20 protein-coding genes are annotated in these 26,244 nt (G+C 27.0%); 10 read left to right on the forward strand and 10 right to left on the reverse strand.

Annotated elements, in window-relative coordinates:
• Positions 1-59 precede the first annotated feature (59 nt).
• Positions 60-314, forward strand: a complete 255-nt coding sequence (locus GOY08_RS01760) for a hypothetical protein (protein ID WP_158996840.1) — start codon at positions 60-62, stop codon at positions 312-314.
• 100 nt (positions 315-414) lie between these two features.
• Here the strand turns inward: GOY08_RS01760 and GOY08_RS01765 are convergent, their stop codons facing one another.
• Positions 415-1,305 (reverse strand): Rpn family recombination-promoting nuclease/putative transposase, encoded by an 891-nt coding sequence (locus GOY08_RS01765; RefSeq protein WP_158996841.1) that lies wholly within the window; start codon positions 1,303-1,305, stop codon positions 415-417.
• A gap of 280 nt (positions 1,306-1,585) precedes the next feature.
• Complete coding sequence (locus GOY08_RS01770; RefSeq protein ID WP_158996842.1) at positions 1,586-2,488, reverse strand: Rpn family recombination-promoting nuclease/putative transposase; 903 nt, start codon at positions 2,486-2,488, stop codon at positions 1,586-1,588.
• Between the two features lie 575 nt (positions 2,489-3,063).
• Here GOY08_RS01770 and GOY08_RS01775 point away from each other — a divergent pair.
• The 3 genes from GOY08_RS01775 (at position 3,064) to GOY08_RS01785 (ending at position 6,708) form a co-directional block, all read left to right on the forward strand.
• Positions 3,064-3,522 (forward strand): RICIN domain-containing protein, encoded by a 459-nt coding sequence (locus tag GOY08_RS01775; RefSeq protein ID WP_202914007.1) that lies wholly within the window; start codon positions 3,064-3,066, stop codon positions 3,520-3,522.
• Between the two features lie 125 nt (positions 3,523-3,647).
• A complete protein-coding gene (locus GOY08_RS01780) occupies positions 3,648-4,484 on the forward strand; it encodes a cytochrome c1 (protein WP_158996843.1) in 837 nt (278 codons plus the stop codon).
• A 190-nt stretch (positions 4,485-4,674) separates the two neighbouring features.
• A complete protein-coding gene (locus tag GOY08_RS01785; protein WP_158996844.1) occupies positions 4,675-6,708 on the forward strand; it encodes a hypothetical protein in 2,034 nt (677 codons plus the stop codon).
• Here the strand turns inward: GOY08_RS01785 and GOY08_RS01790 are convergent.
• A complete protein-coding gene (locus GOY08_RS01790) occupies positions 6,703-7,335 on the reverse strand; it encodes a hypothetical protein (RefSeq protein ID WP_158996845.1) in 633 nt (210 codons plus the stop codon). The two genes, GOY08_RS01785 and GOY08_RS01790, sit on opposite strands and share 6 nt — an antisense overlap.
• Positions 7,336-7,559: 224 nt before the next feature.
• Positions 7,560-8,033, reverse strand: a complete 474-nt coding sequence (locus tag GOY08_RS01795) for an arginine repressor (protein WP_158996846.1) — start codon at positions 8,031-8,033, stop codon at positions 7,560-7,562.
• A gap of 230 nt (positions 8,034-8,263) precedes the next feature.
• Here GOY08_RS01795 and GOY08_RS01800 point away from each other — a divergent pair, with 230 nt between their 5' ends.
• Both GOY08_RS01800 and GOY08_RS01805 read left to right on the forward strand, forming a co-directional pair.
• The gene (locus GOY08_RS01800) at positions 8,264-9,025 is read left to right on the forward strand and encodes a substrate-binding periplasmic protein (RefSeq protein ID WP_158996847.1); all 762 of its coding nucleotides are present in this window, start codon (positions 8,264-8,266) and stop codon (positions 9,023-9,025) included.
• Between the two features lie 88 nt (positions 9,026-9,113).
• On the forward strand, positions 9,114-10,661 hold the full coding sequence (locus tag GOY08_RS01805) for an MFS transporter (protein ID WP_158996848.1): 1,548 nt from the start codon (positions 9,114-9,116) through the stop codon (positions 10,659-10,661).
• Position 10,662: 1 nt separating this feature from the next.
• Here GOY08_RS01805 and GOY08_RS01810 read toward each other — a convergent pair whose 3' ends face one another.
• From GOY08_RS01810 to GOY08_RS01820, 3 genes are all read right to left on the reverse strand, one after another.
• Positions 10,663-12,303 (reverse strand): peptide ABC transporter substrate-binding protein, encoded by a 1,641-nt coding sequence (locus GOY08_RS01810; protein ID WP_158996849.1) that lies wholly within the window; start codon positions 12,301-12,303, stop codon positions 10,663-10,665.
• Positions 12,304-12,395: 92 nt separating this feature from the next.
• Positions 12,396-14,138 carry a hypothetical protein gene (locus GOY08_RS01815; protein ID WP_158996850.1) on the reverse strand — a complete coding sequence of 581 codons (1,743 nt, stop codon included), beginning with the start codon at positions 14,136-14,138 and terminating at the stop codon, positions 12,396-12,398.
• A gap of 71 nt (positions 14,139-14,209) precedes the next feature.
• Complete coding sequence (locus GOY08_RS01820; protein WP_158996851.1) at positions 14,210-15,130, reverse strand: hypothetical protein; 921 nt, start codon at positions 15,128-15,130, stop codon at positions 14,210-14,212.
• Between the two features lie 359 nt (positions 15,131-15,489).
• Between GOY08_RS01820 and GOY08_RS01825 the strand changes: the two genes are divergently transcribed.
• Positions 15,490-15,972 carry a hypothetical protein gene (locus tag GOY08_RS01825; RefSeq protein ID WP_158996852.1) on the forward strand — a complete coding sequence of 161 codons (483 nt, stop codon included), beginning with the start codon at positions 15,490-15,492 and terminating at the stop codon, positions 15,970-15,972.
• A gap of 59 nt (positions 15,973-16,031) precedes the next feature.
• Here GOY08_RS01825 and GOY08_RS01830 read toward each other — a convergent pair whose 3' ends face one another.
• The 3 genes from GOY08_RS01830 to GOY08_RS01840 all read right to left on the reverse strand — a co-directional run bounded on the left by GOY08_RS01830 (position 16,032) and on the right by GOY08_RS01840 (position 20,027).
• Positions 16,032-18,365, reverse strand: coding sequence for an AsmA family protein (locus GOY08_RS01830; RefSeq protein ID WP_158996853.1), 2,334 nt, complete (start codon positions 18,363-18,365; stop codon positions 16,032-16,034).
• A 16-nt stretch (positions 18,366-18,381) separates the two neighbouring features.
• The gene (locus tag GOY08_RS01835) at positions 18,382-19,371 is read right to left on the reverse strand and encodes an alpha/beta hydrolase (RefSeq protein WP_158996854.1); all 990 of its coding nucleotides are present in this window, start codon (positions 19,369-19,371) and stop codon (positions 18,382-18,384) included.
• Positions 19,372-19,496: 125 nt separating this feature from the next.
• Complete coding sequence (locus GOY08_RS01840; protein ID WP_158996855.1) at positions 19,497-20,027, reverse strand: DOPA 4,5-dioxygenase family protein; 531 nt, start codon at positions 20,025-20,027, stop codon at positions 19,497-19,499.
• A gap of 206 nt (positions 20,028-20,233) precedes the next feature.
• Between GOY08_RS01840 and GOY08_RS01845 the strand changes: the two genes are divergently transcribed.
• From GOY08_RS01845 to GOY08_RS01855, 3 genes are read left to right on the forward strand one after another with little or no spacing between them, the layout of a single operon-like run.
• The gene (locus GOY08_RS01845) at positions 20,234-20,761 is read left to right on the forward strand and encodes a rhodanese-like domain-containing protein (RefSeq protein WP_158996856.1); all 528 of its coding nucleotides are present in this window, start codon (positions 20,234-20,236) and stop codon (positions 20,759-20,761) included.
• Positions 20,762-20,808: 47 nt separating this feature from the next.
• Positions 20,809-23,751, forward strand: coding sequence for a hypothetical protein (locus GOY08_RS01850; RefSeq protein ID WP_158996857.1), 2,943 nt, complete (start codon positions 20,809-20,811; stop codon positions 23,749-23,751).
• Complete coding sequence (locus GOY08_RS01855; RefSeq protein ID WP_158996858.1) at positions 23,751-26,234, forward strand: Mur ligase family protein; 2,484 nt, start codon at positions 23,751-23,753, stop codon at positions 26,232-26,234. The genes GOY08_RS01850 and GOY08_RS01855 overlap by 1 nt, the downstream gene beginning before the upstream one ends.
• The last annotated feature ends 10 nt before the right edge of the window (positions 26,235-26,244 follow it).

The following is a 26,244-nucleotide window of genomic DNA, read 5'->3' on the forward strand; positions in this document are numbered from 1 at the left end:
AAATAGATGATGTATTAATCAAATATTATAATGAGTTTCATATTCCAAAAAATCTGGCTATGCATTATTTAGTTTTAGATATAATAAATAAAGTTATAGATAAACAAATTTCTCCATATGAAGGTACAAATGAAATTTGTCAGTACTATTATGAAAATGAGTATCCAGGGGAATTAATTAATTTCTGGCGTTTAAAATACGCTTTTATTGAAGCAATTACAGAGGAAGAAAAATCTGAATGTGAAAAATTTATAATCGATGAGTGTAAAAAAATGCAAGTAAATTCAAAATGGTTAAGCACATGTAGTGGGTGATTGCTATATTCCAGCAATTCTTGCACCAACAAAGTAATGAGTCAATGCTAAAAAAATATTAATTTATATTCTATATTTTAAAATAAATAATATAGAGAAACTAAGAATTCTTTATTTTCTCTATTTCAGAAATGGGTAGATCTGTAATTTTACTAATCATTTCAATTGAAAAATCATTTGCTAAAAGGTTTAAAACAATTTCTTTATTTCGATTATTAATTCCTTTAGCAAAACCTAGTTGCTCTCCCTCATTTTTCCCATTGTGAAAACCTTTAGTAAAACCAATCTTTACTCCCTCTTCTCTAGCCCCATCCATGTCGGTATTGTAATCAAGTTCATATTTTCTTCTGGCTTCGTATTTAGCCCTAGCAACGGGATCTTGGCTGATATATTCAAGTGTATTAAATGCTTTTTCAATTTCAGGTGTTTGCATAGCCATGACGGTCTCCTTTGAAGCACCTTTAAAAAAGTGCATCCATTTATCCAGTTCATTATAATACTGATCTGGGATTTTGGGAACTTCTAAAAAGTAAAGTTGGAAATCTTGGGAAAAAACTTTTCTTGTTTCTGTATCTAACGGTTTAATTTTTGTCATAAAATAATCTTTATCTTTAAAAAAATTAAAGTTTAAAATATGAATACAGATAGCTGGCTTTAAAGTTTTATATTTTTTTCCACTAGTTAATTGTTGTTCATAAAGTTTGGCCCAGTAGTATAAACAACGTTTTTCATACTCATAAGTATTTTGTACTTGAATTTCAATATTCACAAAACTTTCATTGTTGAGTTTTGCCAAGACATCTAGCCTGGTTTCCTTATCATCTTCTTGATCTTTATTAATTTCCGTATTTAAATAAGTTAAGGAAATAATTTTTTCATCTTCTGGATAATTTAACACACTATTTAAAAAGTGAATTAAGATATCTTCTTTCTCCCCAAAAATTCGTTTAAAAACATAATCATTTTTAATATCAAGCAATTCAAATTCCATTAGAGCCCCTTTCAAGTAAACGGAAAAGGAGCATAAATTAAAAAAAATGAAATGTGGGGAGCTGCACAGAAACTGAACAATGATCAAAAAAACTGATCAAAGTAAATTTCTATTTTATATTTTTCTTTTCAGTATTAAAATAAATTCTTTTAATTTTTCAAAATATTAAATTAAATTATTTCGGTAGGATATTAGGTCAATATTTTTTTATGGATTAAAAATCATTATTTTTGTTGAATTTTAAGGATCAATATTAAAAATTTAATGAATAATAGAGAAACTAACTATTCTTTAGTTTCTCTATTTCAGAAATGGGGAGATCTGTTATTTTACTAATCATTTCAATTGAAAAATCATTTGCTAAAAGGTTTAAAACAATTTCTTTATTTCTTTTGTACTCGCCAATTTGAACCCCTTCATTTTTCCCTTTAGTAAAACCTAGTTGCTCTCCCTCATTTTTCCCATTTTGAAAACCTTTAGTAAAACCCTCTTCTCTAGCTCCATCCATGTCGGTGTTGTAGTCCAGTTCATATTTTCTTCTGGCTTCGTACTTTGCTCTAGCAATGGGATCTTGGCTGATATATTCAAGTGTACTAAATGCTTTTTCAATTTCAGGTGTTTGCATAGCCATGACGGTCTCCTTTGAAGCACCTTTAAAAAAGTGCATCCATTTATCCAGTTCATTATAATACTGATCTGGGATTTTTGGAACTTCTAAAAAGTAGAGTTGGAAATCAGTACTGAAAACGTATTTTGTATCAATGTCTAACGTTTTAATTTTAGTAAAAAAATGTTCTTTATGTTTAAAGAAATTAAAGTTTAAAATATGAATACAGATAGCAGGTTTTAAAGTTTTGTATTTCTTTCCAATGGTTAATTGTTGTTCATAAAGTTTAGCCCAATAATACAAGCACCGTTTTTCATATTCATAAGTGTTTTGTACTTGGATTTCTATGTTAACAAAGCTTTCATTATTTAGTTTTGCCAACACATCTAGCCTAGTTTCCTTATCGTCTTCTTGATCTTTATTTATTTCAGTATTTAAATATGTTAAGGAAATAATTTTTTCATTTTCTGGATAATTTAACACACTATTTAAAAAGTGAATTAAGATATCTTCTTTTTCACCAAAAATGCGTTTAAAAACATAATCATTTTTAATATCAAGCAATTCGAATTGCATTAAAACTCCTTTCAAGTAAACGGAAAAGGAGCATAAATAAAAAATAATGAAATGTGTGGTGCTGAACATAAAATGAACTATGCTGATAAAAAACTGCTCAATAGTACTATTAAAAAAATTAATAATTTATTTTATTGAAAATATATTTTAAAATATTTTATTGTTCCACATTTTTAATCTCCATAATTTAATGACTTGCTCTAGGTAATGTAAAAATTTATATTTTGGAAAATGCTTAGATTTTGTAATTCTAATTTTAAAAGTAAGAAAATAAAAATATTTTAATTTAATAAAAAATATTTTTAAATTAATAATAAAAAAATGTTTTATTAATATAAATATTTAAAATAAATTTAAAAAATTTATAAAAAAATATATTTGCAAAATTTATTTATATAAAAATATTTATAATTAAAATTAATTATATTAATTATAAATATTTTTATTACAATGTAAAATAATGAGTATTTATTAATAATTTATCAAGAAAATAATAGATAAAAAAGTTGAATGTGTAATTCAATCGTGTTAGTAAAAGAAAAGTTTTTAAATAATAATTTTATAGGAGTATTGATATGAAATCAAAATTTATGAAGTACATGAAAATTAATTCAGCACTATTTTTTGCTTTATTTTCGTTAGTACCTTCTTTTGCACACGCACTAGTCAATATTGTTAATGTTGCAACTGGAAAGTATTTAGATAGTAATAGTGCAGGAAACGCATATACTTTGAATGGAAATGGTGGCAATTATCAAATGTGGGATATTATTTGGTTTGATAGAGGTATTGTTACGTTTAGAAATTATGCAACAGGGTTAACTTTAGATAGTAATGGTGCAGGAAATGCTTATACTCTTGTTGGGAATGGTGGCAACTATCAAAAGTGGGAACTTAGATATGAAAATGAAGGAAAATTTCGTTTAAGGAACGAAGCAACTGGAAGATGCTTAGATAGCAATGGTGCTGGAGATTTATATACTCTTGAGTGCAATGGCGGAAATTATCAATTATGGAAATTTGTTTGGCACTGATTGATCATTAATTATACTTTTTTTGATTGTCTCCTTCATATTTAATTTAAAAAATTGACTAAGTTTTGTTTAGTCAATTTTTTATTAATGTAATATAAATTGTATAAATTAAGAAGGAGTATTTTATGAAAGTAAAACGGTATAAATATATTTTAGTATTTTTGCTTTTTTCTGTTTTATCTGCAAAAGCAGAAGAAAGAAAAATTTTTCAATTGAATGGCGACTTTTTTTCTGGCTTTAAAACAAAAGTAAGTAACATAACTACAATTGCCCCTCTTTATAATGAACGTCGCAGTTTTTCTGGTTATCAATTTATTAATATCCTTCAAGATAAAAAAATAGATTATAAAAAATATGACATTATTACTTTTATTGCAAAAGATGATTTCAAAATCTCTATTCCAATTTCCTTTATTGATAAATACAAACCTTTTTTGGCAATAAAGGATAATACCCTTAAAAATAAAATGGATTGGCAAGATGTAAGAGATGGAGGGCGGGTCATAAATGGGGGGCCATATTATCTGATGTGGGAAGAAGAAAAAAAAGTACAAAATGAATATTGGGCATTTGGTGTTGTAAAATTGCAATTTAGTAGTTTTAAAGAAGCTTTTGGGGCTAGTATCCCGAAAGATACTTCCAAGAAAAATATTATGCAAGGCTTTCAAGTATATCAGGAGACATGCTCGGCATGCCACTCAATGAATTTAATTGGTGGGCAATTGGGCCTGGAAATGAATGTGCCTAAAAACTTTTCTGAATACTATACTGCTGAATATATAAAGGCTTATACTAAATCACCTACTTCATTTAGGGCAAATGCAAAAATGCCGCCAGTAAAAATTTCAGATGAGCAATTTAGTAATTTTTTTCTATATTTGAAAGAAATGAAAGAAAATAAATTATGTAACAATGATTTTACTTGCCAAAATTTAATGGACACAAAACTTTTAAAGAAATAAAAAAAATACAGAAACCTATCTAGCCAAGTAGAAAATAAAATCAGGGTTCATTATTAATTCTAATGCAAAGAATAATGTAATGAAATCAGTGTTTTTTCATCATATTTTCATAAAATAGACATTTAAAAAATGCTAAAATTTCCTTCTTGGAAGAGAAATATTTATCTGAATCTAAATGTTAGGATGACTTATGCAAAAAGAATTTGTAGATGAAAAATTAACTGGTTTTTCAAGATTTATTCAAGATGGATCATATCGTCCTTTTAAAAAAAAGGAGGGTGGACAAGAATCTAAATCTGAATTGGGTGGTGTTTATCAAACTTCTGTAGGCAATACAAATTATTATGTTTTGTTTAAACAAGGAAGAAATGATGGAGAAACTTTAAGTGAGTTTATAGCGTCTAAATTTTATAATTATGCTCTACATGGTTTTGGAGCAAGCGTATTTCTAGCTACAAAAAATTCAGAAACTAAAACAAAAGTTGTAAACAAACAAAAATTACATTCAGAAATATATATAGGATCAGTTTTTTTTCAAGAATTTAAAGAAATATATAAAATCATGAATTTAAAAGATCGGCCTATATTTCTTCAAACCTTTCATGATAAAAAAGCAAAAAATTTTGTAACACAATACAAAAATAGTAATTTAGGTGAAGTTTTAGCTGTGAGCTTATGGCTTGGGGATTATGATACGCATATAGCCAATTTGGGTTTAGCAAATGTAGAAGGCAATATGCATTTTGTTAAAATTGATCATGGATGGAGTTTTGCTGAAATCCAGAATCAAATGGATTATAAAAAAGTTCCTTGGTCAAAAATAAATGGCTTTGGAAAACCAACAAATCACTTTGCGGACTATGACTATGGTGATTTTTATACAAATCCAAATTATTCTTTTGCACAAAAATTATATGCTTTAAAGCAAATTGATCGTGAAGATATTAGAAAAATACTTATCTTAGCTTTTAATGAATTACAGATGTACTATAGCTTTAGTGCATTTGAAGAATTAGCACATTGGATAGGTTTTCCTAAAAAAAATCAAATTTCAATTAAAAATCTTATTCAATATTTAGAGGAAAAATTATATTTACGTGCAATATCTGGAATTGAAAGCCTAAATAAAAATGGATTGTATTCTAATGAATTAGAAAGAAATGAATTGGCCACGAAAGTTACTTTAAAATTAATTTCATATGGTTATGGTTTAGGTCGATTAACTGAAAAAAGTCTAGATCAATATGATGATTATGTTTTAAAAGAAGTAAAACATTTAGAAAATCCAAGTGATCCTGATTATAATTTCTTTGGTAAAGATAGAGATGCAAAAGGAAATAGATCTCTTTATTATAATCCTCGAACAGGGCAACAAGAATTTAGACATGTATCAGGAATTAGAGGCGAGCATACTAATAGAGCTTATTCAAAAAAATTATCAACAACTTTAATTCGTCCAGATGGGAATACAGCATTTTATGGTAATATAGAAAATCCAGTAGGATTTATTCACAATTTATTTCAGGTGCACAATAAAAATTGGAAGTATGTATTTAAGTCTAATGCATATACAAATTCTAAGTGGTGGGTAGGAAATCAAAAAATAAATAACATGTATTTGAAAGATGTATACAAAGACCTTTATATTGAAATTGATCAATTAAGAAATGAGCTTTTAAATCATTCAAAAGAAAAATTAAGAGCAGATAATTATAATGAAATTTTAGTAGGATTAAATGCACATTCACTATGTGGTATGTTTAGTCCATTAACAGAAGCTAAAAATATATTAAATTTAGCTTCTGCTTATCTCGCAGCATTAAAAATTTTAAAAAAGGATTTTCTTCCTACATTTGTTTTTGGTGAAAGAAGTCGTGTAGATAGAGCAATAAAAAGAAGTATTATTCATCCTTTGACGTTAGAAGAGTTATTAGATGTTTTGACGGTTGAAATAAAAAGAAAATCTAAAGAATTTTTAATGTTTCATTATACTCTGTTTCAAGAGAATTATGATTCTAGTAAAATTAATTCAGAAACATATATTACTCAAGTTAGATCTATATTATATACTAAATTTATTCATCAATCACAGCTCTATGAAATAGAAAATTATTATAATCAGAAATTAAATGAGGCTTACTCAAAAGGTCTAAGAAATATTGGACAGTATGAAATGCCTAGACAAGTTGATATAAAGCCAGAAATATATGTTACACGTTTATAGTTTCTCATTAAGAGGTATAAATTTTAACTGTAAATCTTGCTTATTGTTATTAAAGGAGCAGTAAGCATTAATATCATTGCAATCAATTCTGTTTATAATATTTTCTAATTGAAATTCACTTCCTTTGTTATTTAAAGCGAAATAAGTTAAATTTTTTGAAGAATATACTGTCAAATAATTTTTATTGCTTTTCGCATTTAGAAACTTAATGCGCACAAAATCATTTTTATAGATACTTTTACTAGTAGAAATTATTGGTGATCTTAAATTATTCTCCAATTTATTTCCATTACAAAAATAGGGACTTTCTTGACTTGGTTCTATAACAATAAAGTTAGAGTTTTTATTGTTATTATGTTGCAATTTAATATAAGCAAATGAAAAATCATACCACAAATTAGCAAAAGAAAAATTACCTAGATAGGTATTATTTTTTTCAACAATAGCAGCATAAGGAGTACAATATTCCATAATTTGGAAATCACTATCTACTGCATAGGGTTGGGTTTGTATGTACGAGTCATAATCATTTTCTGCAACAAAATCATCTTGTTCTTTAATAGGAGCGAAACATGCTAATGCACTACAGGAGGCGAAAAAAGCAATTGAGGTGGCAAGTAATTTCATTAAAACCCCTTCTTATCAAAAAACGTATAGTATATTTTATGAAATATATAAGAATCATAAAACTAAATATTTTGTACCAGCAAATGTTTTGGGTATCAATTAGATAAAATTTAATTTAATTTTTTCTTCTTTTTTAAAGAACTTAAGAAGTATTTTTTTTATATATGCAAAATTTAATAAATATATTGGTATAAATTTAAGAAATACGTTTGCTTAATTTAAACTTATTCTTGTGCTCTAGGAAAAACAAAATCTTCTTCTATCTGAGCTTTTAATTTTTGTAATGAATCTTTTGAACCATCTGCTAAAACTAATATAGTATCATCCCCTGCTATTGTTCCACATAAATACTTATAACCATTATCTAATTCAGTTTTTCCCTCAAAGCTTAATCTTTCATCAATTACGATTGCAAGTGAATTTGCATGACCTGGTAAGGTATGCAAAACAAGAATATTGGGTTGAGAAACTTTTATATAAATAATAGGACTTTGAGTTTTGGTAAATTGATCCAATACCGTATAGTAGTTATTTATTTTTGCAATTCCTAATTTTTTAAGTCTTCTTGATAAGCTAGATTGAGGAATATCTATCCCCAATTTCTTAAGTTTTTCAACTAATTCGTTCTGTTGGGATATCTTTTGCCCTCGGATAGTGTCGACAATAATACGATCTTCTTGCTGAATATTATGTTTCATTTATAAAATCCTGATTAATAAAAATGATAAAGCAATTGGCATGCAATATTTCAAAATTAAACAATCCTGTTCAAAGATAAATTAAAGAGCACTTAATCAGATGTCAAATATTTAGAAAAAGGAAAGATCTTGATTCATAATCTCATCTAAGGATAAGATACTGGTAATTTAGATAAATTAAATTGATTAAAGGAAATTCAGTGACAAAATTTGGTTTGGGAAAGCATTTTGTGAGTTTAAAATTTTTTTATCTTCAATTAGCTTTTTTATTTACTATAATTAACTTTCCTTTGAAAGCTTATTGCGAAAAACAAAGTATTCCTTTGAAAGTATGCACAACTGGTGGGTTTGTTCCTTTTTCATCTTATGCAAATGGTAAATGGATTGGTTTTGATATAGAAATGATTAAAGAATTTAGCAAAACAAGTCACTTTAAATATAAAGTATATAATTTTAATATTGATGATATATTTCAGGCTTTAAATGACTATAAATGTGATCTTATTGCTGCAGGTATAACAATAACCGATGAAAGGAAAAAAGAATTTTTATTCAGCTTGCCCTATTATTCAAGCGGCATTGTGTACATGTATAAAAAAGAAAATTTAGAGATTGATAAAGTTGAAAAATTTGAAATGCTGAACTCGAATAAATATAAAGTTGGAGTCAAACTTGGAACTACAAATGATTACTTTGCAGTGAAGTACTTAGGAAATACAAATATCACAAAATTTACAGATTACAGTGAAGTTATAAATGCGGTTATAATGGGTTCTGTTGATTATGTTATTGTAGATTTAAGTTTTGCATCGTTTGTTGAGAAAAAAAATCCTAATCAATTAAATTATAAATTAACCCAAGAAGATCATGAATTATATGGAATTGTTTCAAGAAAAAATAATCAAGAATTAATTAATAATTTTAATAAATTTTTAGATAAATGGAAAAGTTCAGGAAAATATGAAAAAATATTGAAAAAGTATTTTAATTAATTTTCTAAAGTACAAATCCAAATTTTTGACATTTAAATTTAATGAAAAAATGACGAAAAAAAGACGCATTTTCAATTTGAGGTACGTTATGTCAAACGATAAAAGTATGAAAAGAATTGTGATTGCTTCTTCTCTTGGAACTGTCTTTGAATGGTATGATTTTTACCTTTATGGTACTCTAGCTGTCTTTTTTGGTTCTTTGTTTTTTCCAAAAGGAAATGAAACAGCAAGTTTTCTTGCAAGTCTAGCAACATTTGGAGCTGGCTTTGCTGTTAGGCCTTTTGGTGCCATTATATTTGGTCGAATTGGTGATTTATTTGGAAGAAAATACACATTTTTAATCACCATCATAGTGATGGGTCTTTCTACTGCCCTCGTTGGATTGCTTCCCACATATGAGCAGCTAGGAATATTTGCTCCTATTTTACTTACATTGTTACGTTTAACCCAAGGACTTGCCTTGGGTGGTGAATACGGCGGAGCAGCTACATATGTGGCAGAACATGCTCCGCATCAAAAACGTGGTCTGCACACAAGTTTTATTCAAACAACAGCTACACTTGGGTTTCTTTTATCACTTATTGTTATTTTATCCTGTAGATTGTCTTTAAGTGAAAATGATTTTAAAGTATGGGGATGGCGAATTCCTTTTTTGATTTCAATAGTCTTGCTTATTGTATCTGTATATATCCGCTTAAAGCTACATGAATCTCCTCTTTTTCTAAAAATGAAAGAGTCTGGTACTCGTTCGCGTTCTCCCTTAAGAGATAGTTTTACAAAAATACCAAACCTAAAATTAGTTCTATTATCCTTATTTGGAGCGACCGCAGGACAAGGTGTCGTTTGGTATACAGGTCAATTTTATGCTCTTTTTTTCCTACAAAATACTTTGAAAATAGATTTCAAAAATTCATATTTAATGATTGCAGTTTCTCTTATTTTAGCAACACCTTTTTTTATAATTTTTGGAAAACTATCTGATAAAATTGGTAGAAAAAAGGTTATTTTAACTGGCTGTTTATTAGCAGCTATTGCGTATATACCAATTTTTAAAGCTATTACCTTTTATGGTAATCCAGCTTTAAGTGAGGCGATGGAAAAAAATCCTATTATTATTGAAGCTAATAATTGCAAACTTGAATGTGAACAATTAAAAGAATTTTTATCGAAAAAAGGTTACAATTTTGAATTGCAAGCAAATACAAATATTCCAAATGAAAGTTTAAATGTTAAAATTGGTTCAATGGAAATTAAATCTTTTGATGGAAAATTAGTTGAAGATGCTTTAATTGCAGCAAAATATCCAGCGACAGCAAATCCAAATGACATAAATTATGTTGCTGTTATTTTCTTACTAACAATTTTAGTAATCTTTGTTACCATGGTTTATGGTCCAATTGCTGCATTTCTGGTTGAATTATTTCCTACAAATATTCGCTATACATCTATGTCTTTCCCATATCACATTGGAAATGGTTGGTTTGGAGGCTTTCTCCCTTTAATTGCTGCATCTATGGTAATTTATACAGGAAATATTTATGCTGGGTTATATTATCCCATGGCAGTAGCATTTATGACCTTAATTATAGGTGGTTTGTATCTTAAAGAGACTAAAGATAATAAAATGGATAGATAAGTTACTGTGGAATAACCATTTTTTTAAAATACAGATCTTGTGAATATAACTTTATGTAACTGTCTTCATTTGTATATCCTGTCAAATCATAATTTATTAAATACTTTGAGACATAATTTAATAAAGGAATAACAGTATAATTTTCTAATCCTCTTTTTCCAGCTGCCTGTAAAAGTTTATTTCTTACATTATAATCGTTTTCTTTGCTAGCTTTATCAAGAAGTGCATCAAATTTTTTATCATGCATAAATGTAAGATTTTCTTTATGATTTGATTTTAAAATACTTAGATATTCTATCGCATCTATGTAATTAGGATAAAATTTGTTAATAGAAATTTGATAATTTCCTTTTCTAACATCTTGAATATTATTTTTAAATTCTTGTCTTTCTAATGTTACTGTAATGTTTAAATGTTTTTCTAGCATTTCAGCTATACCTAAAGCAATTTTATTATTATCTGGATAATAATTATATTTTATTTTAATTTTAAGATGTTTTTTTTCAAAACCAGCTTGTTTCATTAATTTTTTTGCTTCAATAATTCTTTTTTCGTAAGTCCATAATGCCCAATCTGGGATATAAACTTTATAATCTTCTATGTTATAAGGGACTATATCAAATATTTTATATTCAGGTTTGGACAAAACTCTTTTTGCTAAATCCCTTCTATCTATAACTAATGATATTGCCTTTCGTAGTTTGGGATTATTTTTAAAAGGTTCTATTGATGTATTTATCATTAATAAAACTGAATCATTTGAAGGATTAAATTGAACTTGATTATCTACTAGTTTATTTTCTAAATAAGGGAGATCTTCAGATGAAATATTAGCACTTGTTATATTTGCTTGGCCTGTTAAGTACATATTAATTTGAGATAGAATATCTTCTGTAAAAAAATAAGTGACTTTACTTATTTGAACTTTATCTGCATTGTAAAAATAGGGATTTTTTTCTAAAATAATATATTTATCTTCTTCAAAAGTTTGAATTTGATAAGCTGAATTTGACATAGTTGGAAAGTGTTCAATAAATTTTCCATTTTTATCATAACTTCTTGGATGTAAACAAACGTAATTGATGCTACTTAGTAATTCCAAAAAATGTGGAAAAGGATGTTCAAGTTTTATTACTAAAGTTTGCGGATTTAATATTTGGATACCTAACATTTTTTGCGGAAGTTTACCTTCAAATACCTTTTTACTATTTAAAATTGGATAAGCACTAAAACCAACAACAGTTGAGATATTTGGATTCATAAGTCTTTTAATAGGGAGTGCACAATGTTCTGCGGTAACTTGTGTACCATCAGACCATTTTGCATTCGGTCTAATTTTAAAAATATAGGTCTTATTATTGTTTTCTACCCGATAGGATTCAGCTATTGCCATTATAACCTTGCCATTTCTATCTATGCGGGTAAGGCCTTCAAACATATCTTGGAGAATTTGGGCTGTAGGTTTATCATTTGTATTAGTGGGATCAAAAGTAATGGGTTTTCCACCAGAAAATCGAGTTAACTCATCTCGGAAAACAACTTTTTGAGCATATACATGAAAATTAAAGTTACAAATTGCTAGATAAAAAAATATAGTGTTGAAACATCTTATAATATTGATTGAAAGAGAAGTTTTAGGCATAAAAATGTCTCACAAATAAAAAATGCTTCTTAGTTCTATTTTTTAATTTAAAATCTGAACATAGAAAAAGTTACTAAAATTATTTTATATGATTAGTGGACTTCTACGCAAGTAGGTTGTTCTATGAAATTAAAATAGTTGTTATCTATTAAATTATGGGTTAATTTAACAGCTTGTGGAAGGCATTTTTTAAAAAAGATATCATTCTCTTCTATCTCTTGAACAGTATATTCTTCATTTTTGTACATAATTTTTATAGGAAAAGATAATTTTCCTACAATTATCAATTGTTTCTCGAAGTAGGTATATATATTTATTTTCAAAGATTTATTTAATTCTTTTTGATTAAGTCTTAATTCTCTTAAAATTTTTGTATTATCTGAAAAATTAAAAATAAAATTAAGTTTAAAGTATCTATTTTGTAGTTGATCTGTAAAAAAATTACAAGCAAAATTACTATTACTAGGTATAGTATAACGAGCACATTGCACAAATGTTTGAAGATAAATAGGGCTTTCATCGTTTGAAGAAATTTTAGCAGAAAAATAATTATTTTCAGGATTATCAATTAAAAAAGCGTTTTGAATGATAATATTTTTTGCATTTTCAGAAGTTAAAATGATTCTTTGATCTTTTCCTAAAATATCTTTGATATTGTGAGTTAGGATGTTTAAAGAGTATTTTTTGGGTTTTATCAAATTTGTCATTGACCATTTATTCAATACAATATGTTTATTTGTTGTGAATATTTGGTTAAAAATTTTCTCAGTATTTTTTTTAAACGCATGCCAGGATAAATCTGTTTTAGAAAATTCTGCAAATGTTTTAAACTCATTAGTGTCTTCAAAAAGTTTATAATATTCATCATCAACCTGTAAAAATAGATGGTTATTACTATCTATTGCAATTTTTGTAATTGAACTATTTGAGAAACTATTTGTATTTTTGTTATTATTTATATATAGACAATTAATTTGATCATTATTTTTCTTTAGTAACCCATTACAAAATCTAGTTTCATCATCAACTATAAAATATTCTTCTACCTCTTTGTAAACCATTACTTGGTTTTTTTCTATTTTATTTCTATGTTTTACTTCGAGATTAAGGAGTAAAGAATCATTTATTTTTTCATTATTATGTTTGATATATATATAGCAATTATTTTGAGCTGTTTTTGGACTACAATATGGAGATGTTTCTTTTGCTGAAACTGATAAGGGAATATTTTTTTGGTCAGATAGAAAAAAATTTTGGTTGTCTTTTGTAACTTTCAAGCTACTTTTTTTAGCAAAATAAAAATATAAAATTGCTTCTAAATCGTTTATTTTTTTAAGAGTATATCCTTCTAAATTAGAAATTTCTGAAATCTCCAATCCTTTTAACAAAAAATTTATTTTATCTGTATGTAAAATGGAAAAAGAATAATTTTTATTATTGCTTTTTAATTTTAATTCTCCTGTGAAAAGATGTTGATTATTTAATGAAGAATAATTTATAGTATTATTGCTAATTTGAATATATTTATTGTTATTATAGGTGAAATTTTTAATTTTAATATTACATTGTTCATTTGTTGCTATTTTTGGCAATATAATGCGATTACTTATTGGACTTACATCTACAAAGATTTTTTTATTAACTTTTTTCTGACAAGTAAAAATAAAAGTTGCTTCTAAATTATGTTTTTCTCTATCTTTAGTTTGGACAGAATACTCAATAGATACTTCTTTATCCATTAAATTTTCATTTTTGTTCTTCCCACACGAAGCAAAATAAAAAATTGTAAGTTGAAGTAACATAAATTTTATTAAAAAACTTTTAGAACGCATCATATTGCCATTTGGTGTGTAATTATTAGAGAATTTTGTTGTATTTAATTAGGAATAATAATTACTTTTTAGCATTATTGTTGTACATATCTTTTTATTTCTACCACTTTATATGAGTTTCCAAAATTATTTTGGCCAATATTTGCGTAAATGATATACCAATCTTTTTTTGAATTCTCAGTCCAATTACCATAAATATTAACTTTGAAATTTTCGCAATTTGCAATATTATCTGCGCTATATAAACTATTTACTAATTCCCAAGTAAGAGCTGTAGAATTAACCCCCTTTTCAGCAAGAGCGCAATTGGAGCCAATTACATTTTTATCTTTAACTTTTAAGGTGAATTCTTGATTATTATCCACTTTCATGAATGAAATTTTTGGTAATTCATCTGAACTAATATTTGGAGCTGGAAGACTAAAAATGCTTAAATTATTAGATACAAATTCACCTACTACATTTGTAAAATCACTTGAATTAATGATTGTATTTTTATCTATTTCTAAAATATTGAGTGTAATATTTTCTGTTGACTCTGTTTTTTTACTGTTACTAAGTCTTCTAGTTATCTGAATGTTATTTGAATTGTAATTAGCAGAAGAAATATTATCTATCTTATGAAAACTATTTGTTTCATCCCAGATTGCAGTAAATGTTAATGGATTAGATTGTGGAGTAAATACATTATTATCTGCTAAAGAAAATTGCTCGACTATAATATCACAATTAACTCCATTATGTAATAATATTCTACTTTTGTCGCTAGAAATAGTTTGTTCAAGACTTTCTTTGCCTGTACAATTAGCAAATAGCTTAAGGTTAAATGTTTGATTCTCTACTACTATTCCTTTGCTTACCATAGTCAAATTTAAACTTACCAAATTACTTTTTTCATTTTGCGTTGAGTCAGTAGATTTTTTAGAGTCTTTACAACTAGATAAGAGAATTGCAGAGAGAATAATGGGAAATGTAGAAAACTGTTTTAATTTCATTTTATGTTCCTGAATTATTTGTTTAAAATATATTATTTTAAGAAATTTAGCCTTCCTTAAAATTAAATTTTTTATTAATTTATGAAATATTGTTAAGTCAATAAAAAAAATTTATAATGTAGTGTAAATTTTATAAGTATTTTTAAAAATTAAAGAAAAATTTGTAAAACGAAAATTTCAAAAACTAGAGTTAGTGAAATTGACTATTTTTTATTCGTTCTTGTTACAATTATAGTATTTTCTTCTACTTATAAGTGAAGCAGGTAAAGTAATTATCTTTTTTATTAGTTAATCATTTTATTTTTAGTTTTTAAAAATTCAATTATAAATAGAATGAATTTTATAAATTAGGGGGTAATATGTTTTTATTAAGTATTAAAGGTTTGAAAAAAGAAATACTTGAGAAAGGTTTAACTGAACAATTACAATTTGCATATTTGTTTCTTTTTATAGCTTTTTTTTCAGTGTTTTCTGAAGTCTATGTATTTTTTCCTACTACTCCAACAATTTTCGATAAAATTCAATCAATCCTAAGTATTTTAATTCAGTTAATAGGAATCTATTTTGCTTATCGCATGCATGGAGGTAAGGAAGGAAATTTTTTTGTTGCAAAATTTATTCCTATTTATGTTGTCATCGCGTTTCGTTTTATCATTTTAACTTTACTTACAATGTTGGCAAGTATGCCAATTCTTTGGGGATTCTCTTTTTTAATTCCCAACGAACATATGGGAGATTTTGCAAATATTCTATACTTTGCATATATTCCAATACTAGAAATTATATTTTTTGTGCGCTTAGCAAAACATATAAAGGATTTAAAGGAAGCAAAAATGGGATAAATGCAAATTACTATCTCTTGAGAGAATAAGTAACTAGCATTGAGTTTTAATTTGTATCTTTAAAATCCAAACTTGCTAGGATCTATACCATTTTTTTCAAGTAGTTTTTTAGCATCGTCTTGAATTTTTTGCACTTCTGGATTTTTCTTAATTTCTTCTTTCAATTTATTTGTAACTTCTTTTGTAGCATTTTTAATAAATCTCTTTTGCAGAGCTTCTGTATAAATTGTTACTTCAGGTTTAGAAACTGTACCAGCTAAATAAAGAGTAAGTTCGAATTCCCCTTTCTCGTTTAATAAATATTTCGCATAATTACTCTGTTGAATTAATTGATCTTTAACAGATTTGCTTGCGATATATAAAGCTGAGCCGGTTAAAGATTCATCAATACCAACATCGGCATCTAGTTTTAGTAAACCTTGTTCAGTATTTATTGAATTTCTTATCAGTAATTTTCCATTTCTAATTTCAAATTCACCTTTTTGGTTTTTTAAACTTTTTTTCGAATCTTTATCATCTGAAAGACTTAAATTTTTCAACGAATTATTATCAATTTTCAGACTCGAAAAAGGACCTGATTTAATAAATTGATTAAATTGTTCTCCTGCAAGAGATAATAAACTTTTTGTATTTAATGTACCATCATTAAAAAGAAAGTAACCTTTTGCATTTAAGTATTTAGAAAGAAAAGCTCTTGAATATCCTTTCGCGTTAAAACTCATTTTAATATCAGCAGAGCCTTCTATAGGACTAGATTTTGCTTCAGTTTTTATAGATTTATAAATTTCTTCAACTTTTACATTATTTAAATTAAGATTTCCATTATACATGATAGGATATACTGCTAAATCAATATTCATATTACTCGATACATTCCCTGAAAATAGATTCATGGAAAATTTATTTAATGTAGCAGTATAATTTTTTATTTTTGAATTTAAAACAAAATTTGAAAAGTTAAAATTCTCATATACAAGTTTTCCTATTGTAATGTCAGTACTAAAATCGGATCCTGAAAGAAGTTTCTTCTGTTTATCGGAAAGACTAAATTCGTCTCTACTTGATTCAGATTTCTTGCTTTCATTTGTAGATGATGAGTTTGACGACTCGTGCTCTTCTTTATCTTGTTTCTTCTCTTCTTCTTTATTCTTATTTTTTGCCATAAATGGGCTAATTATTTTTGATAAATATAAGTTTTTACTTTGTACCTTTAATGATCCAATAAGTGGTTTAAATGATTTAGTATCAAACTGGAGATTAATATCTGAATCACCTAATTTTGATTGCAAATTTATACTTGTATCGAGAGTTTCGGGGGCAGTTAAATAACCTTCTATTTTTCCCTTTAAATTCAAGGTAGCATTTATGAGCATTTCTTTATGCTGCGGGAGAATTTCTCCTAATTCGGCTAAATTATTTGAGTTTACTGCGAAATTAATACTTGCATTAGATTTATCAAGTAAACTTAATGCCACTTTCGCTTTTGTATCAATTGATTGTAAACTTAGTTTGAAATCATCAATAGTTAGTAATCTTGGATTAGCTATTCCAGCAAAAGATAAATTAAAAGGAACAGATTTTTTCTTTACAAAAGCATTTCTAAAATTTACATCAAGTTTATCAAAACTTAATTTTCCATTGAATAATGAATTTTTCCATTCTGTTCCATTTAACTCTGTATTTACATTTAAAGATAAAACTATTAAACCTTTTGCTGAGATATCGTTTTCTGAATAATCAACTTCAGTAGAAAAGTCCACTTTGGTATCTTTTCCTGATCCAATATTTGAAATTATTAAATTAGTATTCTCTACTTTAGCTACTAATCTTTCTTTTGGCCCATTTACATTAAATAAATTAAATGTTGCATTTCTAATTTCAAAAGATTTAATTAATACTTTATCTGTAAAAGAACTAGAGTTTTTATTGCTTCCAATGTTTGAGGGTAAATTTTCTTCTTGTGGTGAGTGCTCTTCAGCAGTTTTTTTAAAGCTATCTTTTTTTGCAAGGGTAGTTAAATTTGTTTTTCCTGAACCTCTTAAAATATTAACTTCAGGATTTTGTATGTCAATTGTGCCAACAAATTTGCCTTTAAAAAGTTGCATTAATTCAGTTTTAAACTTTATTTCTCTAACTTTAAATAATTCTGTCCCCATAAAAACTTCATCTGTATTTTCTATAGTTACATCCTTAATTACTATGCCAAGGCCACTAAAAATAGTTAATTTAGCAGAAGAAAAATTAATTTTAGCGTTCATTTTTTCTGCAACAGCATTTTGAATTTGTGGCTTAAATTTGTTAAAATCAATTAAAAAAGGAAGAGCAATCAAAATTATTAGTATAGTTACAAAAAAACTTAATATACCTATCAACCATTTCATTTTTGTATTCACGCTTACCACCTAGAGTTTATTTATTAATCTTTAAATCGCTGCATTGTTTAATAAATGAAGCACAATATTTTGGTATTTGATCTGAAAAAGCCATTCTTAAATGGCCTCTTTTTTCATCATTATGAACAAAAAAACCAGAAGGAATTTCCATCATGAGAGATGCAACGTTAGGATAAGGAGCTATTTTATCCTTCATCCCATGCAGCCATAATACAGGAGTTCTGATATCTCTTAAAATTCGTCTCTTTTCAAAAGTTTCAGAAACAAAATAACGAGCCTGCTCTGCATAGCTAATCGCAGTTTTTACACGGATTGGAAAAGATTTTCGCTTAAATGATCCTACTGCAGGAAATAAACCGTCGAGACCGTAATATGAAAATTTATTTACAAAGTCTTTCAGCCAAGCGCTTGGATATAAGTAATTCCACAATTCACCTGCAGCACTTGAGTAAGTATTGATACTTAAAGCAGGGGAAACTGCAATAATGCCATCAATATTTCTTGCAACATCGTTCCGTGTTGCTGCTATTAAGGTATAAGAGGCACCCATAGAATGTCCCATTAAAAAGCATGCAGGACCTTGACGTTTTGCACTTAAGCCCATCCCCGATTCTGTTCCGTAGAGACGTTCAATGAGAAGAGGTAAGCTTCTAGTTGCTTGCTGGAAGTCTAGAACAGATGAACCATCAATGCCATGTCCATCCCAATCAAACGATAATACAGAAAGACCAGCTGCATTTAAAAATTTTATCCAATGTAAAAGAGGGTAAGAACAATCATCTCCTAAACCGTGCATTAAAATAACTAATGAATTTTGGATGCTTTCATACCCTTTAGGGATGGATAAAAAAGCAGTACCTGGTCCTGATGAGAGGGGGACATCAAAATAACTGATAGAGACATCTTGAAGACTATTTTGGGAAAAGTGCCTTCTTCCACTTCCTTCAAACTTGGAATAATTTGTTTGATTCAAGCGTTCTGCGATCCACTTTTCAATTGTATGCATAAATACAATGCCCTCCAAAATTGCATAGTGAGCTTTTCTGTCTAGGAGTACATTATATCTACTTCTACTTTGTGACAAATAAGAGCGACATAAATTGCGATGGTTATATGCAATTATAGTTTAAACTAATGTGATAAAATTGTGGGAACAGTATTGGGGTGGATTTGAGGTGGTTCTTTCATTCCAACTACGCTTAAATGTTCTGGGAGTTTTTCGCCTTTTAGAGGTAGTTGTTTGCCTAACCAAAAACAAGTTTTTAAATGATCATCACGCGGATAAACGGTATTAGTATGAATTAAAATGCTAAGTCCCTTTCTATTAAGCATAAGCCATGGAATCAAATTAGAAAACTCATTTGTTGTGAATGCAACTTCAAATTGCGGATATGTGTGCGGGCCTGCTGCAAAATCGTACATCATTCCTAATTGGATTCTAAATCTTTCGGCGATTTCTTGATAAAGTAATTTAGCAGTTTCCTTGCTTTCTAATGTATAATAAACATGTGCATGAAAATTTAAGATTTCTTCCTTCAAACGAATTTTTCTGTCTATTTCTTCATTTTTTAAATATTCTTCTATCTTAAAATTTGGATCTAAAAAGTCTTTTAGGTATACAAATCCACCAGTATTTTCATTTGTTTGTTGATTATCAGCCATAGTTTCTTTCCTTTCGTATTTATAAAATAAATTTTGACAAACAAATTTGATAAAAAAAAGGGCGGGCTAAAAATATCATAAAGAATTACAACTTACTAGTATAAAAGGATAATTTTAGTATTTGCAATTCGTGTTTCAGTTCAGCATATTTACATGCTAACCAAGCTTATTTTGGTTTTATTGAATACGAAAAAAGGAGCATGAGTATGCGAGAATTTACTTTAGAAACAACTATGAAAGAAGTTGAAACGCAATTTCCATTTGCAAGATCTCTCCTCCATAGTAAATTCCATGTAGGAGGTTGTGCTACTTGTGGTTATGAGCCACAGGAAACTATTACCCAAGTTGCAGGAAAACATAAAAAAGATGCAGAATTAATGCTGCAAGCACTTAATTTAGGTCTGCAAGATATGCAAAAATCTGAAATCACAGTGCAAGAATTAGCAGAATTGAAAAATAGAAATGCGAAAATATTAATCTTAGATGTTCGTGAAGAATGGGAATATGAAATAGCTCATCTACCAAATTCAATTTTATTGACTGAAAAAAACTTTTCCGAAAATGTTGAAAAGTCTAAAAATGTTGAGTGTGTTATTGTGGTGTGTCATCATGGGCTAAGATCGATGAATGCAACCTTATATTTAAAAGATAATGGCATTTTAAATGCAAGAAGTTTACAAGGCGGGATAGAAGCGTATAGTATTAAAATAGACAATTCCATACCAAGGTATTAAATTGTTTTATAGATCTTTATTTATTTTATAAAGAAAGAATTTTCGCAATGCCAATTGATGCTCAGAATATTGTATATTTTAATAATATTCAAGCAAATCATCCAGCATATATATCGATATTACCTGACTATATTAATAAGAATATTCAATGCAAGTTGAATCCATTTGCAAAGAATGTTCACATTTTTCAAAAAAAATGGATATTGCAATCTGCTGATAAACAAAAAGAACTAGAGTTGTTTAATGAAGTAATAGATTTTTCTTTAGCAAAAAAATATCCAATAATATCATGTGAAAGTATATTATTTGATGGAACCTTATATCGAAAAGAAAAAGAAGTTTTTTCAGATTTTTTAACTTGGAAAAATTTATCCCCAGGTATTTCTTTTTACAATTTGTCAAATATAAGCGAATTTTCAATTAGCGATTTTTTTGGAAAAAAATCTAACGATAGTTTTTATTTTTGTGAAAGCTTATCTAATACAGAGTATGAAAAAAAATTTTGTTCATTACTAGATCCTGACACGGGTCAAATTGAGAAAAAAAATTCTGATAGTCAAATGCTTTATCAACTTTTAGATTCAGAAAAATATAGAATATTTAATCTTAATGTTGGTATAAAAGATGAAAAGAATATTGAATTAAAAAATAATGTTAAATTTGTTTTGATAAAACAAGAATTTATTAACGAAAAAGGAAATATAGCTCCTAATATTGAAATTATAGAACAAGATAAATTGATTAGTTTATCTTGCAATACTAGAGGATTTTTGTATAATCCAAATTCAAAAAAATATGTTTGGTATGAAAATGGAAAAAAAATACTAGACGAGAATTCAAAAATACTTTCTAGTAAAAAGATAATTTATGGAAATAACTATACTTGCGAAGATAGTAATGGAACCTCCAATGTTGTAAAAATAGATAATAAGAATTTAAAAATAATTGGAAAAAAACAAATATATTTTAAAGAAAAAGATAATAGTATATCTGAGATATATTATACAAATACTAATTTGGATGAAAATAAAATTAATTGGATTTGTTCTGTTAATAATAATTTAACCTGTAAAATTTTAAGAAAAGATAATAAAATTCAAATTACTATTGAAGGTCTAGAAAAGATAAAGCAAGGAGCAGAAAATTCTTTTGTTAATCTTAAATTAGAAAATGAGAATCAATTAATAGAAAAAGAAATTGTTCTTTATTATTTGAAATCTGATAAATTAAACTTAAAAAATATTTCTGGGGATATAGATATTCAATATAATTCTAAAGATGATACTTTTGAATGCCGATTACCTTCTACTATAAAAGACAAAACTGATTTTCATGTTAAATGGTTTTTAAATGAGCAGGAATTGATTGATAATAGAGATTACACTATAGTTAAAAATAATCAATTTAATGGATTTTTAAATTGTATAGTATATGGTAAAAATAAAGAAATATCTTTTCTAGGTTCAAATGGAAAAAAGCTTGTTAATTTAAATGAAAAAAATCCTTCTTGGTTAAAAGAAGCTTATCTTTATAATCCAGAAATTAAAAATAAAATTTTATTATTTCAAAGTAAAAAAAATAATAAATTTAATAAACTAGAATGTTTTATTTTAAATTCAAATGCAGACAAAATTACAGATAATATCTGTAAACAAAATAAAAATGGTTATTATCAAATTGATATTAAACAAATAGATTTCAGTATAATATCTGACTACCTCATGCAAAAAGAAATTTTTGATATTTTTAATATTCCTAATTTTCCCCTTCTAATAAGGTATTTTGAAAATAAAAAAGTAACCGACTATTATTCTACTTTTAAAATTGTTGTTCCAAATTATAAACCAGTTATTCTTTTTTCAGGAATAACTAATATAATTGATAACATGCAAAAGTGTTATGTTGTAGTTTATGATCCGCAAAATCTTTTTTTAACTACAGAATTTACCCTTGGAAATAATAAAATTAAAAAGATTTTTACACCATTTGATAATATAGGTCAAAAAATACAGCAAGAAATAATAAAAAATAAAATAAATAGTTTAGAAATCTATGAGTACAAATTTAAACTTCCAAAACAAGAAGATTCTTGTTCTATAATTGTGTCAAATGGCACTGAAAGTTCTTCAAGTAAAGCAAAATTAGTTTCAGAAAAAGAAATGCTAAATGAATTTTCAAAATTGAAGGATATGAAAATTAAAGTAAATAATCTTTCTAGCAACTTAGTTATTCATAAGAAAGATAAATTATACCATACCTATTCAAAAAAATTAATGAATAATTTTGAAAATATTAAAACTGATTTTAAAATTGATGAGAATAAAAATTATAATAAAAGTTTATTTAATCTTGAATATAATTATAAAGATAGTAGAACGTTTCTCAGTATATATTTCCCTATAAAAGTTTTTAATGATGGAAATGAAATAGAAAAGAAAGATTATTTCTTTGATAATCAAAGGAAAAATGAAAAAGATTTTTCAAATTTATTTTTCTCGGTGAGATTATATCAAGATACTAAGAAAAATAATAGATTTTATTGTGAAGTAACAAGTAATGAGTTAAAAAACTTAAAGGATGTTAATTTCTCAATCTTTTTAAATTCAGAATTACATCAAGTAAAAAATGGTGACATGCATGGAGTGTTTTTTGATATTGATAATTATAAAAATGGAGATAATGTAATTTGCCAAGTTGACTCTCATGAAAAATATGAACGAGCTTCTTTTAATCAAAAAGATGAAAGTGAATTAAAGGCATTTTGCATAGCTCGCGATTTAAATAATTCAATCATTAAATTTCCATGTCCTTCTTTGTTTGAGCAAAAAAGAAATACTAAAGAAATTAAATCTTCAATTAAAGAATATTTAATTCAGAATTATAAAAACTACAATAATATTGACGCTATAAATGTAACTGTTTGGAGTATATCTGAAAAAAATAAATATAGTATTTCAATGAATTTTAAAAATATATTAGAGGAGTTTTGATGACTAACAATGCTAAACATATTGCAATTATTCATCCAGCTGGGAAAAATAGATTATCAGATGAAAAAAGAAATCAACGTATAGAAAAATTTAGAAATTTAGGCTATTTGGTAACTGAAATATTACCACAGCAAAATTCTTTAGATGGTGTAACTGCCGCACCTATATTAGAAAGAGCTTGTTTATTGGGCTATGGTTTAACAATGCGAAAGTTTGATATTTTATTTGCAGCTAGGGGTGGTATGGGCTGTACAGAACTCATTCCATATTTAGAAAATCTTCTTCCACCAGTTATTTCAGATAAAGTTTTAGTTGGATTTTCAGATATTTCTTTTTTAGGAGTTTATTTGGCTCTTAGATTCCCGAATTTTAAATATATTCATGGGCAAAATGCATATAGTCCAAATTTATTTTCAGGACCAATGCTTGATCAAAAAGCTTTATTTGACTTATTAAATAATAAACCAGATTTGTATACTTTTCCTGTAGAAATTATTTTTAATCAAAATAAAGGTATTAAATCAGAAATAATAGGAAAATGCATTCCATTAAATCTTAGTTTGGCTGAAAGTATAACAGCGCTTCAATATTTAAATTTTCCTGATGATAATATAATTTTCTTAGAAGAATGTAACGAACATTTATATAGAATTTTAAGAAAATTTGATTCTTTAATTAATTCAAACTATTTGTCTAAAACAAAAGCAATTGTTATTGGGAATTTTTCTGATTGTTTAGATCCAAGTGATAAGCCATTAAGTCGAGAACTATTATTAAATTTATTAGCTAAAAAAACTAATCTTCCAATAATTGATTTTCCTTTATTTGGACATGAGGAATTTAGATTTCCATTACTTATGAAAAGTAACATTATAGTAAAAAAATCTCAAAGCAAATATACTATTAACTTTACAAATAAAATTTCAGATGAGAAAAAAATAGCTACAACTTTTCCAGTAAATTTATTTGTAAGCAATAAAGAATTACTTAAGGAAGATATTAAAATTCATATGACTGGAATTGGTGGAACGGGAATGGCGCAAGTTGCTGGCTTATTTAAAGCTGCAAACTATAAAGTTACTGGAAGTGATACACCAATTTATCCTCCTATGGATAAAGTAATTGCTGATCTTGACATAAAACCAGATGTTGGATTTTTAGCCGAGAATATAAAAAAGAATAATCCTGATGTTGTTATTTTGGCAAATGTTGTAAGTAGACTCAGTGCCAGTTTGAAAAAAAATGATGAATTAGAGGAATTATTACAGCAAACAATTCCATTACTTAGTTTTCCTTCAGCCTTGAGAAAATATTTTTTAGCTGAAAGTACAAATATTATTATAAGTGGAACACATGGAAAAACAACAACAAGTAGTTTAGTAACGCATTTATTAACTCAATTAGGAAAGAAGCCATCTTTTTTAATTGGAGGTCGTCCAGCAAATTTTTCATCTGGCTTTTCATTCCAATCAAAAGATTTATTTGTGTTAGAAGGCGATGAATATGATTCTGCTTTTTTTGATAAAGGCCCTAAATTTCTTCACTATGAACCAAAAATTTGTCTAATAAATAATATAGAATTTGATCATGCTGATATCTACGCAAATGTAGAGGCAATTGAAGCGGAATTCTTGCGACTAGCTAAGTTAACAAAAGAGAGAAATGGAATTGTTATTGCAAATTTTGATGACATAAGAGCAAAAAGAGTAGCCCTTGCTTCTGGTGCTTTTGTGATAGGTTTTGGCACACAAAAAGAAGAAAAAAATCCCTATTTTTGGCAATTGAAGTCTTATAAAACTGTTTCTAATGGTATTGAAGTTGAATGTAAACAACCAAATGGAAAATTACTTAAATTCAAGTCAAGTATTTTTGGCCAGCATAATGCATTAAATTCAGTTGCTGCTGTAGCTATACTTACTGCATATCAAATTTTAGAAATTGAAAAGAAAACTGGAGTAAAAAGATCAATAAAATATATAGAAAATAAAACATATTTAGCAAAAATTGCAAAAGCTATGACTTCCTTTAAAGGAGTTAAAAGAAGATTTGAGCTTTTAAGGGAAAAAAATAATATCACAGTTTTTGATGATTTTGCTCACCATCCAACAGCTATTGTTACCACTTTAGAAGCATTTCGTAGTTATATGAAAAGTGTTGGTAAAAAAGGGAGATTAATTGCATGTTTTGATCCAAGGAATGCAACTATGCGAAGAAGAGTTCTTCAAGAACAGCTAGCAAAAAGTTTTTATCACGCAGATGAAATTTTGTTGGGTAAAGTACCGCAAGACTTACGCATGAATAAAGAAGAAGTACTAGATGGACCAGCTGTGGCTGAAGCTTGTGGACGAAATGCAAAATATTTTGACGACAATGAAAAATTACTTCTCAGTTTGAAACAAGAAGTTCGTCCTGGTGATACAATTGTATTCATGTCAAGTGGTTCATTTGATGGAATTCCGGCACGATTTGCAAAGGAGCTATAACTACTCCTTA

This window comes from Pigmentibacter ruber (assembly GCF_009792895.1).
GTDB lineage: Bacteria > Bdellovibrionota_B > Oligoflexia > Silvanigrellales > Silvanigrellaceae > Silvanigrella > Silvanigrella rubra.

Coding starts and splice junctions, on each gene's coding strand:
- GOY08_RS01760 (WP_158996840.1), top strand. CDS start 60: ATGCATTATTTAGTTTTAGATATAATAAATAAAGTTATAGATAAACAA.
- GOY08_RS01790 (WP_158996845.1), bottom strand. CDS start 7,335: ATGAAATTACTTGCCACCTCAATTGCTTTTTTCGCCTCCTGTAGTGCA.
- GOY08_RS01820 (WP_158996851.1), bottom strand. CDS start 15,130: ATGAAATTAAAACAGTTTTCTACATTTCCCATTATTCTCTCTGCAATT.
- GOY08_RS01805 (WP_158996848.1), top strand. CDS start 9,114: ATGTCAAACGATAAAAGTATGAAAAGAATTGTGATTGCTTCTTCTCTT.
- GOY08_RS01825 (WP_158996852.1), top strand. CDS start 15,490: ATGTTTTTATTAAGTATTAAAGGTTTGAAAAAAGAAATACTTGAGAAA.
- GOY08_RS01765 (WP_158996841.1), bottom strand. CDS start 1,305: ATGGAATTTGAATTGCTTGATATTAAAAATGATTATGTTTTTAAACGA.
- GOY08_RS01770 (WP_158996842.1), bottom strand. CDS start 2,488: ATGCAATTCGAATTGCTTGATATTAAAAATGATTATGTTTTTAAACGC.
- GOY08_RS01810 (WP_158996849.1), bottom strand. CDS start 12,303: ATGCCTAAAACTTCTCTTTCAATCAATATTATAAGATGTTTCAACACT.
- GOY08_RS01785 (WP_158996844.1), top strand. CDS start 4,675: ATGCAAAAAGAATTTGTAGATGAAAAATTAACTGGTTTTTCAAGATTT.
- GOY08_RS01795 (WP_158996846.1), bottom strand. CDS start 8,033: ATGAAACATAATATTCAGCAAGAAGATCGTATTATTGTCGACACTATC.
- GOY08_RS01845 (WP_158996856.1), top strand. CDS start 20,234: ATGCGAGAATTTACTTTAGAAACAACTATGAAAGAAGTTGAAACGCAA.
- GOY08_RS01835 (WP_158996854.1), bottom strand. CDS start 19,371: ATGCATACAATTGAAAAGTGGATCGCAGAACGCTTGAATCAAACAAAT.
- GOY08_RS01775 (WP_202914007.1), top strand. CDS start 3,064: ATGAAATCAAAATTTATGAAGTACATGAAAATTAATTCAGCACTATTT.
- GOY08_RS01840 (WP_158996855.1), bottom strand. CDS start 20,027: ATGGCTGATAATCAACAAACAAATGAAAATACTGGTGGATTTGTATAC.
- GOY08_RS01780 (WP_158996843.1), top strand. CDS start 3,648: ATGAAAGTAAAACGGTATAAATATATTTTAGTATTTTTGCTTTTTTCT.
- GOY08_RS01815 (WP_158996850.1), bottom strand. CDS start 14,138: ATGATGCGTTCTAAAAGTTTTTTAATAAAATTTATGTTACTTCAACTT.
- GOY08_RS01850 (WP_158996857.1), top strand. CDS start 20,809: ATGCCAATTGATGCTCAGAATATTGTATATTTTAATAATATTCAAGCA.
- GOY08_RS01855 (WP_158996858.1), top strand. CDS start 23,751: ATGACTAACAATGCTAAACATATTGCAATTATTCATCCAGCTGGGAAA.